Origin of the sequence: Glutamicibacter sp. AOP38-B1-38 (assembly GCF_052377485.1) — a bacterium.
In the GTDB taxonomy this organism is placed as follows: Bacteria; Actinomycetota; Actinomycetes; order Actinomycetales; family Micrococcaceae; genus Glutamicibacter.
The window spans coordinates 31,361-44,627 of record NZ_JBQSWU010000001.1 but is presented as its reverse complement, the minus strand read 5'-3'; the positions used below and the strand labels follow the sequence as shown (position 1 = coordinate 44,627).

Below are 13,267 nucleotides of genomic sequence, written 5' to 3'. Positions count from 1 at the left end.
TGCTTTAAAACTTGTTAGCGGGCGCTGATGGCAACTGTCCGCCGGGTGTGTCCGATGACTCGGGCCAACCCGGTGCCGGCAAGCCATGCGCCCACGAGATCCAAACCAACAAACTTCTCCACCGCCGAGCTCACCTGCGCTCGGCGTGCGCTGGCGGCCTCGCCCTGCAGCGGCACCATGTCGTTGAAACGCGACACGGCGCTGCCCACCACATCGTCCTGATGCAATTCAACACCGAGAATCTTTGAAGCATCTTTGACGGCCTGCGCTAGCAGCGCCTGCTCGTCTCCGGACTCGACCAGCGGCTCATGCTGCCCGATCCGGCCGAAGGACAGCCGCAGCACGTGGGTGCCCGGACCGGATTGCTCTGCCAGCCACGGCCATTTGGCACTGGCATGGGTCAAGGCCTTGGCCACCAGGGGCGCTTCCTTGGCCACGAGCGCTCCGGAACCGCGCGGCGCCTCGTCGAGTTCTGGCTTGTCCACCACGAGCACCACCAAGGCGATGGAGTTGGCCTCGGCGTCGGTGCTGATGCGCTGCTGTTCTTCGAGCAGCGGGTTGAGCAGCGTGAGCGCGGCGTGGGCCTCGGTGGCAATGACCACCCGGTCCGCGCCGAGTTCCTGGCCCAGGGTATGCACGGTGTACGGCTGCCCGGCCCCGTCGTGACGGCGGATCTCGGTCACCGGCGAATTGCGCACCAGCGCCACCGAGGATTCCTGCAGCTGCTCGGTCAGCGTCGTCACCAGCGTGTACATGCCGCCGTCCAGGCCGGCGACCCGCGAACCTGCCGGGGCATCGCCCTGCAGCTGGGCCACGGCCTTGGCCAGCGATCCGGTTCGCTGCATTGCTTCGCGCAGCCCCGGGGCTGCCGCGTCGATGTCGATCCGTGCCGGGTCGGTGGAATACACCCCGTTGACTACCGGGGCGACCAAAGCGTCAAGCACGCTCTGCCCCATGCGGTGGCGCACCACCTCGGCGAGCGAAAGCTTTTCCGTGGCCCACTTCTTGGGCATCGGCGTGACCAGATCGGCCGCGGCACGCACGGTGGCGGCCCGGCCGATGATTCGGCGCACCTCATCGCTGCGGATATTCGAGGGGATCCCCAGCAAGGAGCTCGGCGGCAGCGGATTAGCCTCGACGTTTTCGGCGTCCCCCTGGATCAGCCAGGCGCCGACCCCGGAGGTCTGGGCGATTTTTTCGCTCAGATCCAGCTCATCGAGGTATGCGCTGACGGTGCCGCCGCGCAACGCGAAAGACTCGGCTCCGGCGTCGAGGGCCAGGCCGGCGACCTCAACCCGGCGCAGGCAGCCACCGAAATTGTCCGAGGCTTCAAGGACCGTAACCCGGTATCCGGTCTGGCTCATTTCACGCGCGGCCACCAATCCGGCGATACCGCCGCCGACAACTATCGCGTGCGGTGCGGCAGCGTGCGGTGCGCTGTCTTTCGAGGCCCGGGTTTCCGCGGCCGCGCGGACCTTTTCCAGCAGGCGCAGGGCATGTGCTGCCGTGTCTCCGGCGAGATCACGGCGGATTTTTGCCGCCGGACGTGCACCTTGTTTGTCTGCCGCCGGGGCGTTGCGCTGATTCTTGGTCATGGGCGCTGCACCTTCCACCTTCAACTCGATGTTCCCCGCCGAACGGGACGTGCCGGGATTGCCGGCGCGTCCCGGAAGCGGAGATCTGTCTTTGAAACCTAGCCTAGCCCTGTGTGCCTAGAGCGAGTGGATGAGTTCAACCACTCGGGTGAGCACCGTCGGATCCGTGGTTGGCGGCACGCCGTGCCCCAGGTTCAGCACATGCCCGCGAGCCTTGGCGCCGCTGGCTACGACCTGGCGGACGTGGGCTTCGAGCACTTCCCAGGGGGCCGAAAGCAGGGCCGGGTCGATATTCCCCTGCACCGACACACTCTGGCCCAGCCGCTCGATCGCGGTTTCCAGCGGGATGCGGTAGTCCACGCCCACGGTGTCCACCCCGGAGTCGCGCATGGCGGTCAGCAATTCGCCGGTACCGGTGCCAAAGTGGATCAGCGGCACGCCGGTGTCGCGGACGAAGTCCAGTGCACGCGAAGAATACGGGGCCACGAACTTCTGGTAATCCGGAAGGGACAGCGAACCGGCCCAGGAGTCGAATAGCTGCGCGGCGGAGGCGCCGGCCTCCACCTGGGCGCGCAGGAACTTGCCCGACGCGTCCGCGGCCCAGCTCATCAGCTTGTCCCAGACCTCGGGGTCCGAATGCATCATGGTGCGTGGGCCCAGGTGGTCGCGGCTCGGCTTGCCCTCAACCATGTAGGCCGCCACGGTGAACGGTGCCCCGGCGAAACCGATCAACGGGGTGCTGCCCAGTTCGGCGACGGTCAGCGCCACCGCTTCGCGGATCGGGTCCAGGGATTCATCGGTGAGCTCGGGCAGATTGGCCACGTCTTCCGCGGTGCGGATCGGCTTGTCCAGGACCGGGCCGACACCGGGGACGATGTCCACGCCGATGCCCGCCAGCCGCAAGGGAATCACAATATCGGAGAAGAAGATGCCGGCGTCGACCTTGTGCCGGCGCACCGGCTGCAAGGTGATTTCGCTGGCCATCGCAGGGTCCAGGCACGAGTCAAGCATGCTCACGCCTTCGCGGAGCTTGAGGTATTCGGGCAGCGAGCGCCCTGCCTGGCGCATGAACCACACCGGGTGGTGGCTCGGTGTGCGACCGGTCAGGGCCTGGATCAATGCGGAATCGGAGGTACGTCCATCAACGAAGGGATGGTTCTGCGACAGAGTCATGATTCAATGATGCCAACTCTTGCAGGTAAAAGCCCATTTGTGCCGTTCACCCTCAGGGGAAGGTGAGCAACATTACGGCCCAAAAACCCCATCAGTTAGGTTCGCCTGCGTTGTTTAGCTGCCCTAATTCGGCCTATTCTTGGAACATTGTGGTTTTCTTATCTCTTGTCGCATCGCATTCACAGCTCGACCTGGAGACCGTGGCGCAACTGAGCGCTTCGGCCAGCGGGCTAGCCGCCGCTTCCATCAATGGTTCGGTGGCTATCAACGGTGCCGTGGTGCTGGCCACCTGCAACCGGTTCGAAGTCTACGCGGATGTGGAAAACGTCGAAGATGCCACCGAGCATCTGGTCAATGAACTTTCCGCGAACACCGAGCTGTCCGCGGACTTCCTCGCCCGCCGGCTGACCACCTTGGAAGGCGAACCGGTAATCGACCACCTGTTCTCCGTGGGCGCCGGCCTGGACAGCGCCGTGGTGGGCGAACGTGAAATTGCCGGTCAGGTGCGTCGCGCATTGACCCAGGCCCAGCAGGAGAAAACAGCCACCAGCAGCCTCACCCGGCTCTTCCAGAACGCCACGCGCGCCGCGAAGGACGTGGGAAGCAGCACCGATCTGGGCTCCCAGGGAAAATCCGTCGTTTCGGTAGCCTTGGATCTCGCCGAAGAACTGATGGATGGCAGCCGCAGCTGGCAAGACCAGGACATCGTGCTTTTCGGGACCGGCTCCTATGCAGGCGCCACCATGGCGCTGCTGAAGGAACGCGGCGTCAAGCGCATCAGCGTGTACTCCCACTCGGGCCGGGCCACCGATTTCACCGATAAGCGCGGCGGTTTCCCGCTGAGCGAGCAGCATCTGACCCAGGCCCTGCGCGAAGCCGACGTCATCGTGGGCTGTTCCGGCGGTGGAAACCGTTTGGAAAGCCGCACCGTGGAGGAACTGCGGGTGAAGGGCCAGCCGCTGATTGCCATTGATATGGCGTTGACCCACGATTTTGATCCAACGATGGCGCAGTTGGCCGACGTTGAGCTCATCACCCTCGAATCGGTTCGGATGGCAGCGCCTAACGATCAGGCCCTGGCCGTGCACGACGCCACCAGGATCGTGACCAAGGCCGCCCGCGAATTCTCCGCCGCGCAGCGCGAGCGCGAAGCGGACCATGCCATTGTGGCGCTGCGCGCCCACACCAAAACCGTACTGGACGCCGAAGTAGCGAAGGTCCGTGCGCAGCACGGATGCACCGCCGCGGCCGAAGAAGTAGAACTAGCCATGCGCCGGATGATGCGCCAGCTGCTTCACGTCCCGACTATGCGGGCCCGCGAGTTGGCGGCCGAAGGCCGTACCGACGAATATGTGGCGGCCCTCGAAACCCTTTACGGGCTGGATCTCTCCGGTTCCACGGCCACCGCGCCGGCCAAGCCGGTGCGTGCAGACGCAGAAACTGCAGATCAGGCCGCCTGCCCGGTACTTCCCGTGGAGCAAAGCGCTTAAGCACCTCAGACACCCCGCCGTCGCTGGCGAAATTTTCGACGCGACATGGAATACTACTTGCAAGTAGGTGGTGGTTTTACGGGCGGAGCATTCGCCGGCAACCACCACAGGCAGCAGGTTGAAAGGTCTACATCATGGCGGAACTCGGGGAAATCAAGAATCCACGCACGCAGCGGATGCCTCGCGAAGCGCGCCGCCGCCAGCTGCTGCAGGCAGCCCACCAGGTCTTCGTAGCCCACGGCTACCACGGGGCCTCGATGGACGAGATCGCCGAGGTTGCACTCGTCTCCAAACCGGTGCTCTACCAGCATTTCCCCGGCAAGCGAGAGCTTTATCTGGCCTTGCTCGATTCGCATTTGGCCGATTTCACCAAGCTGCTGGATGACGCAATTTCCTCGACAAACGAGAATCGCCAACGCGTCTTCGAAACTATCAACACCTATTACCAATACATCAAACGCGAATCGCAGGCCTACCGGCTGATCTTCGAGTCGGATGTGCTCTCCGATCCGCTGGTCGCCGCACGCATTGAAGAATTCAACAATGCGCTGGCAACCTCGATTTCGAAGGTTGTGGTCAAGGACACCGACCTCGACGAGGACGAAGGGTTGCTGGTGGGGCGCGCCTTGGCCGGCCTTTCCCAGGTTTCGGCACGATATTGGGCCACCAGCGGCGAACCGGTGGACCAGGAAACCGCAGTCGACCTGATCTCGCGTTTAGCTTGGCGCGGAATTTCACGGTTCCCGAAGGAAAACTAGTTAGATTTGTTTCAGAGGCCCCCTGACGGGACTCGTAATTCTTTCGAGAGGATCATTGACAATCATGGAAATCCGGATTGGCATTCAGAATGTAGCCCGCGAAGTCGTGCTCGAGTCCGAGCTGAGCAACGCCGAAGTGAACGAGCTGTTATCCAAGGCGATCTCCGAGGGAACGATGCTCTCGCTGAAGGATCCCAAGGGCCGTGAAGTCCTGGTCCCAGCGGCCGGTATCGCCTACGTTGAGGTTGGTCCCGAAGAGGCCCGCCGCGTGGGCTTCGCCCAGTAAGGCAAACTTTTCCGCGCTATCGTGGCCGCCCCGGCATTCGGGGGCGGCCACGATGCGTTAATCGTGGTTTGAATCACGCATCTGTGATAATCCTAGGTGTGTGACCAATCCACGAATCCACAGCCCCCGCAAACATGGCGCAGCCAATCTGGACGAGCTGCTGCTCGCCTTGGAAAGCGAATTGGGGGTCCCGGCGCCCTTCGATGAGCAAACCCTCAAAGCCGCCCAAGAGGCAGTCGACAACCTGCGGACACCGGAAAACGACGACACCGCGCTGCCGTTTTTCACGATCGACCCCGAAGGCGCCACAGACCTCGACCAGGCCATGTACCTGGAACGAAAAGACGGCGGATACCTGGTGCACTATGCGATCGCCGACGTTCCGTCATTCGTCGCCTTGAACGGATTGCTCGATGAGGTCACCAGGGAACGCGGACAGACCTACTATCTGCCCCAGCGCAAGATCAACCTCCACCCGCCGCTGATTTCAGAAGATGCCGGTTCCCTGCTGCCCGGCGCGGTCCGCCCGGTCTTCCTGTGGCTGATCACGCTGGATGCCGCGGGGGCCATCACCGCCGTGCAGCTGCGCCACACCACGATCAAATCCCGGGAAATGCTGAACTATGCATCCGCGCAGGCAAAGCTGGACTCCGGCCACGGCGGGGAGCAGCTGGAGCTCTTGGCACAAATCGGCGCGGTGCGCATCGAGCAGGAACGCCTGCGCGGCGGTGCCTCGCTCAACCTTCCGGATCAAGAAGTCGAGCCCGACAATGGTGGCTACAAACTGGTCAGCCGCCAGCCCCTGCCGCTGGAAGACTACAACGCACAGATTTCCCTGCTCACCGGCATGGCCGCCGCCCGGATCATGCTCGATCACGGCACCGGAATTCTGCGCACCATGCCGGCCCCGGATGAGAAGGACCTGGCGGAATTCAAGGAGCAGACCAAGCTGCTGGGACACCCCTGGGATGGACAACTCGACTACGGCCAGTACCTGCGCACCTTGGACGTGAATGATCCGCGCCAGCTGGTCATCATGCACCGGGCCGCCTCGCTGTTCCGCGGGGCGGACTACGACGTGATCAACGGGCAAAACGAAGACGCGATGGAGCAGGCGGCGCTGGCCGCCCCCTATGCGCACACCACCGCGCCGCTGCGCCGTCTGGTGGACCGCTTCGTGCTGCTGTGCTGCTTCCTGCAAGCCAATGCCAAGCCCATCCCGAACGAGTTGAGCCAGGCGCTGGAGCAGCTGCCGGGGCTGATGCGGGAAAGTTCGATTTCGGCGAATCAGATCTCCCGGGCGGCCATCAACCTGATCGAGGCCTACGTCTTGCAGCACCGGGTCGGCGAGACCTTTGAGGCCATTGTGCTGCGTGAGGCCACCGGAGCGCACAATGGCGATCCCTCCGCGAGCGAGGCCAAGGACCGCCCCGGAAACCTGCAACTGGTCACCGAGCCGATCACCGGGCAGTTCACCGGAAGCGCGGCACCGGGCACGCTGGTCACCGTCACACTGCGTTCGGCGGACCCCGTCACGCGCAAGATCATGTTCGACATCGTTGGCTAGCGCCCCCGGCCGACGGGAATCCGGCGCGGAGAGGCTATGCTTGGGCTATCACTATTTAGGATGCCCGGTCGCACCGTGCTGAACGAAGAGAACAGTTTCGTGGTGACTTCCCAGCGGTCACCATTCCGACACCCGCCCGTGTGGCGGTTGACGTGTATGACGCGATCGGCTCCGCTGGACCCGCACCGGCAGGTGCCGGCCCCCTGGAAGCTCAGGGCTGGCAGCACCAGATCCGGTGCCACAAATGAAACGAGAACACACACATCGTGACCGACACGACGCTATCGACCGAACAGGTCGAACTCCCCGAGCCAATTGATACCGCCGACGTTGAGGTTCCCAAGCAGACCTTCGCCGAGCTCAAGGTCCGCGAAGACATCGTCGCTTCGCTGCTCGAAGCAGGTATTGAGTACCCATTCCCCATCCAGTCGCTCACCCTTCCGGTGGCGCTCGGTGGCAACGACATCATCGGCCAGGCGAAGACCGGTACCGGCAAGACCCTGGGCTTCGGCATCCCCGCGCTGCAGCGCGTCATCCGCGAGGGCGACAAGGGCTACGAGAAGCTCGAATTCCCCGGCGCCCCGCAGGCGCTGATCGTCGCTCCGACCCGTGAGCTGGCCATCCAGGTCGGCGCCGACCTGGCGCAGGCCTCCAAGCACTCGAACATCTCGATCACCACCATCTACGGCGGCCGTCCCTACGAGGAGCAGATCAACGCGCTCAAGGCCGGCACCGACGTGATCGTCGGCACCCCGGGACGCCTGATCGACCTGAACCGCCAGCGCGTGCTGAACCTGAAGCAGATCAAGACCGTGGTCCTCGACGAGGCCGACGAAATGCTGGATCTGGGCTTCCTGCCCGACGTGGAGCGCATCCTGGCCGCCCTGCCGCCGCTGCGCCAGGCGATGCTGTTCTCGGCGACCATGCCCGGCGCCGTGATCACCATGGCCCGCCGCTACATGTCCCGCCCGACCCACATCCGCGCCACCGACCCGGGCGATGACGATTCGCTGACCAAGCGCAATATCCGCCAGCTGGTCTACCGCGCGCACAACCTGGACAAGGACGAGATGGTGGCCCGCCTGCTGCAGGCCGAGGGCCGCGGCAAGACCATCATCTTCACCCAGACCAAGCGTTCGGCGGCCAAGCTCACCGACGAACTGATCGACCGTGGTTTTAATGCCGGCGCCCTGCACGGCGACCTCGGCCAGGGGGCCCGCGAGCAGTCGCTGAAGGCCTTCCGCGCCGGGAAGGTCGAGATCCTGGTCGCCACCGACGTCGCGGCCCGCGGCATCGACGTGGACGACGTCACCCACGTGGTGAACCTGCAGTGCCCGGATGACGAGAAGACCTACCTGCACCGCGTGGGACGCACCGGCCGCGCCGGCAACACCGGCATTGCGGTGACCTTCGTGGACTGGGATTCGGTGCCTCGCTGGTCGCTGATCAACAAGGCGCTGGGCCTGAATGTGCCCGAGCCGGTGGAAACCTATTCCTCCTCCCCGCACTTCTTCGCCGACCTGGACATCCCCAAGGGCACCAAGGGCCGCTTGCAGCGTGCAAAGAAGACCGCGCCGGCCGAGGGCGACGGTTCCCCGCGCCGCGACCGAGCCGAGCGCACCGAGCGCACCCCGCGCAGGCGCAGCACCGGTGGCCGCAGCCGTACCCGCACCGTCGAGTCCGAACAGTCCGGCGACCAGGGCGCCAGCCGCCACGGGCATTCCAAGGGCAAGCAGGACCGCCCGGCGCGCGAGGGCGAACGCCACCGCCAAACCCACCAGCACGAGGAGCAGCCATCTGCCGGCACCGACTCCGAGCAGGAATCGCGGGCGCGCCGCCGGCCCCGCCGCCGCACCCGCAGCACCGAAGGTGGAACGCAGGACTAATTAGTTCTCCGTTTCCATTCTTCTTCCGAAAGGATCCAGTACCAACGGTGCTCGCTCAACCAGAGGATTCCACCCTGCCCGAAACCGGAGCGCCCGCACTCACCGCGGGCGCTCCGGCGCAGGAAAATACCGTGCTGCACGGTGACAATGTGAAGGCTTTGTCGGAACTGCCCGACGGGAGTTTCACCCTGATCTATGTCGACCCGCCGTTTAACACCGGCCGGAAGCAAACCCGGGCGCAACGCACCATGGTGCGGGCCGCCGAGGGCGAAGGCGATCGGGTGGGCTTCAAGGGTCTTTCCTACAACACCGAGCTGGGGGCCGCGCGCTCCTATCACGACAGCTTCGATGACTACCTCAGCTTCATCGAGCCCCGGTTGCACGAAGCCCACCGGTTGCTTGCCGAAGACGGCACACTCTATGTGCACCTGGACTACCGCGAGGTGCACTACGTCAAGGTGCTGCTGGACCAGATTTTCGGGCGCGAGAACTTCCTGAACGAATTGATCTGGGCCTACGACTACGGCGCCCGCGCCAAAAGCCGCTGGCCGGCGAAGCACGACACCATCCTGGTATACGTGAAGGACCCGAAGAAGTACCACTTCGATTCGGCCGAGGTGGACCGCGAACCGTATATGGCTCCCGGTCTGGTGACTCCGGAAAAGCGCGCCCTGGGCAAACTGCCCACCGATGTCTGGTGGCATACCATCGTCTCTCCGACCGGCAAGGAGAAGACCGGCTACCCGACGCAGAAGCCCGAAGGGATCCTGCGTCGGATCATCGCCGCCTCATCGCGCGAAGGCGACTGGGTGCTGGATTTCTTCGCCGGTTCCGGGACCACCGGGGCGGTGGCCGCGAAGTTGAATCGGCGCTTCGTGCTGATCGACCAGAACGCCGAGGCCATCGAGGTGATGCGTTCCCGCTTGCCGGAAACCACCGCCTACAAAGAGGCCTGAGCTCCGGTTCCCGCCGCAATAATTCGATCCAGCATGTCCGGCTCGGTGAGATTCTCACCGAGCCGGTTCAGTTTTCCGGCCCCATGGTAATCGGAAGAACCGGTCACGATCAGGTCGTATTGCTTGGCCAGCCGGGCCAGGAAGCGCTTGCCTTCCGCGCTGTTGTCCCGGTGGTGGATCTCCACCCCGGCCAGTCCCACATCGATCATCTCGTGGAAGGTCGCTTCCGGCACCACCCGTCCGCGCAAGGCGGCCGCAGGGTGCGCGAAGACCGGCACTCCCCCGGCTTCCAGGACCAGGCGCACCGCGTCGCGCGGGTCGATGGCCGGGTGCCCCACGTAGTAGCGCGAGCGCGCCGAGAGGATATTGGCGAAGGCCTCATTGCGGCTTTCCACCACCCCCGCGGTGATCAACGCGTCGGCGATGTGCGGGCGTCCCACCGTGGCGCCCGGCTGGCAATGCTCGGAGACCAGATCCCAGCTGATCGGAAAATCCTCGGCGAGCCGATCCACGATGCGCTGGGCGCGGATTACCCGGGAGTTGCGCGAAAGATCCAGCTCATCGAGCAACGGCTGGTAGCCGGGGTCCTGCAGATAGCACAGCAGGTGCACGCTGATTCCCTGGTGGTCCTGGCAGGTGATTTCCATCCCGGGGACAAAACCCACCCCGAGTTCCGCCGCGGCCTGCCGCGCCTGGACCCACCCGGCGGTCTGATCGTGATCGGTCAGCGCCACCACATCCAATCCGGCGTGCTGCGCGGCCGCGATCAGTTCGGCAGGCGGTTGCGTCCCATCCGAAACATTTGAATGGGTGTGCAGGTCAATTCGCATATCCCTAGATTAGCTGGCCTACTGCTACTTTGCCCGGATACCCGAATCGGTGACACACTAAGTAGTATGACCAATCAAGTTTCTTCGCCTTCGGGCAACGACCAGCCGCTCGAAGATCGCGTCAACAACCGTTCCCAGCGTCCCACCTCGGAAGCATTCAAGAAGTTCATGGCTTCCTCTTGGGCGCCGGACACCTCCCAGCTTCCCGCAGCAGATCCTGCCGCAAGCTTTGCAGCCACCCGCCGTGCGGCCCTCTCCGCGCACTACCCGGGCGAACGCCTGGTCATTCCGGCCGGCCCGGCAAAGGTCCGCTCGAATGATACGGACTACCGTTTCCGCCCGCATTCGGCCTTCGCGCACCTGACCGGTCTGGGCGTCGACCACGAACCCGATGCGGTCCTGGTGCTGGAGCCAACCGACGACGGGGCCGGGGACCAGGGCGGCAACCACGCGGCAACCTTGTACTTCGCGCCGATGGCAGGCCGGGACAGCTCGGACTTCTACCTTGACTCGCGCGCCGGCGAATTCTGGGTGGGCCCGCGCCCCACGCTGAGCACCATGTCCGCCCGCACCGGCATCTCCACGCAGTCGCTGGACCTGCTGGAAAATGCGCTGACCAAGAACTCGGGGCCACAGGCCCTGGGCGGGATCCGCATCCGCCTGATGCGCGAAATCGACCTGAACGTCGAGGCGCTGGTCGATACCTCGCGGATCAACACCGGACAGGACCTTGAGGCCAGCGATGCGCTGGATAACGAACTCGCCGAGTTCGTCTCCGAGCTGCGCCTGGTCAAGGACGAGTACGAACTGGCCGAACTGCAGAAGTCCGTGGATGCCACGATCGCAGGCTTCGAGGATGTCGTGCGCAACCTGGATGCCGCCATCGCCCACCAGCGCGGGGAACGCATCGTGGAGGGCACCTTCTTCGCCCGCGCCCGCCTGGAGGGCAACGAGCTGGGCTATGACACCATCGCTGCCTCGGGCAACAACGCCACGATCCTGCACTGGATCCGCAACACCGGTGAGGTCAACGAGGGCGAGGTGCTGCTGCTGGATGCCGGAGTGGAAGCCGAGTCGCTCTACACCGCGGACATCACCCGTTCCCTGCCGGTCTCCGGGAAGTACACCGAGCTGCAGCGCAAGGTCTACCAGGCCGTGCTCGACGCCGCCGATGCAACCTACGCCGCGGTCCGCCCGGGGCTGAAGTTCCGCGACCTGCACCTCATCGCCACCACCGTGCTCGCCGAGCGCCTGCAGGATTGGGGACTGCTCCCGGTTTCCCTGGAGGAGGCGCTGTCCCCCGAAGGCCAGCACCACCGCCGCTGGATGCCGCATGGCACCAGCCACCACCTGGGCCTGGATGTGCACGATTGCGCCCAGGCGCGTGCGGATCTCTACCTGGACGCGGAACTCGTCGAGGGCATGGTGTTCACCATCGAACCTGGCCTGTACTTCAAGAATGAGGATCTGGCCATCCCGGAGGAGTACCGCGGACTGGGCGTGCGCATCGAGGACGACATCCTGGTCACCGCCGATGGCGCGGTGAACCTCTCCGCGGCCCTGCCGCGCAAGCCCGACGAGGTCGAGGCATGGATGGCAAAGCTGCGCAGCTAATCCGCCAGCGGTCATTGCACAGTTGCCAGGGGCAGCCGGTTTCCATCTCGGAAGCCGGCTGCCCCTGGTTTTTGCTTCGCCGGCTGCCTCTCGCGCACCAGCGGGCAAGCAAAAACCCGCCACGCTGCTCCGCGCGGTGCGGAAAACTTCGTGGCGGGCTTGCTGCGCTGAGGTTACTGCTTAGGTTACTGCTGCTTGGACTCTTCTTCGGATTCCTTGGCTTCGGCCCGTGGCTGGTCCGCCGCCTCCGGGGCGGCTTCGCCGGACGGCGGCTGCACCGCATCCTGCTTCACCGTCGGCTCGGCCTGCGCCACATCCTGCGCCTCGGGCTGCGCCGGCGCCGCGGGCTTTGGCTCGTCCACGCGCACACCGTAGCGCGGGCGGCCATCTGGCAGGTCGCCGAATTGGCTGGTCGGTGCGGGCGCTGCTTCCGTTGCCGGAGCTGCCGGAGCCTGCGTCGCAGCGGGGGCTGCAGGCGGCTGTACTGGCTGCGCCACCGGAGCGGCGGGCGGCTGTACCGGCTGCGCTGCCGGCGCGGTGCCCGGTGCCGGCTGCGGACGCATCGGCAGCTGGGCGGCCAGCTGCCGGGCGGTCTGCGAATGCTCGAAGTCCACGACCACGTCGAAGCTGGTCGCCACGAACTTGCTCGAGGAGGCGAAGTCGCGCTTGCCCCGGCGCATCGAGTAGGAAACGACTCCGGCGATCATCCAGATCGCCATGCCCAGCCCGATGGCCGAGAGGATCTGGTACAGGCCGGTTCCGCTGCCGCCGAAGAGCGAGAGCAGCAGGCCCACGAAGAGGCCCATCATGCCGCCCTGCGCCGCGCCGGACAGCGCCACCTTCGGGTAGGAAAGCTTCGCGGTCACCCGTTCCACGGTGCGCACGTCGTTGCCCACGATGCTCACGGCGGAGACCGGGAAGTTGTTATCTGCAAGATAGTCGACCAGTTTCTGGGCATCCAGATAGCTGGTGTAGCGCCCAAGCAGTTCGCCACGGGGCAAACCGTTGGGGCTGATTGAATTTACTCCATGCGGCGAGGTCATACCTATATTGTGCACGCTAATACTGTGAGTGCGCCCAGTTGTACACCCACTATCGCTGAGGGTGAAAGA

The 13,267-nt window shown here is 64.8% G+C and carries 11 protein-coding genes; 7 read left to right on the top strand and 4 right to left on the bottom strand.

Annotated features, from left to right (window positions below):
* Positions 1-14: 14 nt before the first annotated feature.
* Positions 15-1,595, bottom strand: a complete 1,581-nt coding sequence (gene hemG, locus ACT3TP_RS00235) for a protoporphyrinogen oxidase (protein WP_444618701.1) — start codon at positions 1,593-1,595, stop codon at positions 15-17.
* A gap of 117 nt (positions 1,596-1,712) precedes the next feature.
* Positions 1,713-2,768, bottom strand: a complete 1,056-nt coding sequence (gene hemE, locus ACT3TP_RS00230) for a uroporphyrinogen decarboxylase (RefSeq protein ID WP_444618699.1) — start codon at positions 2,766-2,768, stop codon at positions 1,713-1,715.
* 149 nt (positions 2,769-2,917) lie between these two features.
* Between hemE and ACT3TP_RS00225 the strand changes: the two genes are divergently transcribed.
* The 6 genes from ACT3TP_RS00225 to ACT3TP_RS00200 all read left to right on the top strand — a co-directional run bounded on the left by ACT3TP_RS00225 (position 2,918) and on the right by ACT3TP_RS00200 (position 9,711).
* On the top strand, positions 2,918-4,258 hold the full coding sequence (locus ACT3TP_RS00225) for a glutamyl-tRNA reductase (protein ID WP_444618697.1): 1,341 nt from the start codon (positions 2,918-2,920) through the stop codon (positions 4,256-4,258).
* A 134-nt stretch (positions 4,259-4,392) separates the two neighbouring features.
* The gene (locus ACT3TP_RS00220) at positions 4,393-5,016 is read left to right on the top strand and encodes a TetR/AcrR family transcriptional regulator (protein WP_096284578.1); all 624 of its coding nucleotides are present in this window, start codon (positions 4,393-4,395) and stop codon (positions 5,014-5,016) included.
* Positions 5,017-5,080: 64 nt separating this feature from the next.
* Positions 5,081-5,302 (top strand): DUF3107 domain-containing protein, encoded by a 222-nt coding sequence (locus tag ACT3TP_RS00215; protein ID WP_096284576.1) that lies wholly within the window; start codon positions 5,081-5,083, stop codon positions 5,300-5,302.
* 100 nt (positions 5,303-5,402) lie between these two features.
* Complete coding sequence (locus tag ACT3TP_RS00210; RefSeq protein WP_444618695.1) at positions 5,403-6,869, top strand: RNB domain-containing ribonuclease; 1,467 nt, start codon at positions 5,403-5,405, stop codon at positions 6,867-6,869.
* Between the two features lie 266 nt (positions 6,870-7,135).
* The gene (locus tag ACT3TP_RS00205) at positions 7,136-8,755 is read left to right on the top strand and encodes a DEAD/DEAH box helicase (RefSeq protein WP_444618693.1); all 1,620 of its coding nucleotides are present in this window, start codon (positions 7,136-7,138) and stop codon (positions 8,753-8,755) included.
* 74 nt (positions 8,756-8,829) lie between these two features.
* Positions 8,830-9,711, top strand: a complete 882-nt coding sequence (locus ACT3TP_RS00200; RefSeq protein ID WP_096284652.1) for a DNA-methyltransferase — start codon at positions 8,830-8,832, stop codon at positions 9,709-9,711.
* Here the strand turns inward: ACT3TP_RS00200 and ACT3TP_RS00195 are convergent.
* On the bottom strand, positions 9,696-10,541 hold the full coding sequence (locus ACT3TP_RS00195) for a PHP domain-containing protein (protein ID WP_444618691.1): 846 nt from the start codon (positions 10,539-10,541) through the stop codon (positions 9,696-9,698). The genes ACT3TP_RS00200 and ACT3TP_RS00195 overlap by 16 nt on opposite strands.
* Before the next feature lie 66 nt (positions 10,542-10,607).
* Here ACT3TP_RS00195 and ACT3TP_RS00190 point away from each other — a divergent pair, with 66 nt between their 5' ends.
* A complete protein-coding gene (locus ACT3TP_RS00190) occupies positions 10,608-12,155 on the top strand; it encodes an aminopeptidase P family protein (RefSeq protein ID WP_444618689.1) in 1,548 nt (515 codons plus the stop codon).
* 185 nt (positions 12,156-12,340) lie between these two features.
* On the opposite strand, the gene ACT3TP_RS00185 is transcribed toward ACT3TP_RS00190, so the two are convergent.
* Positions 12,341-13,198, bottom strand: coding sequence for a general stress protein (locus ACT3TP_RS00185; protein WP_444618687.1), 858 nt, complete (start codon positions 13,196-13,198; stop codon positions 12,341-12,343).
* Positions 13,199-13,267: the final 69 nt, after the last annotated feature.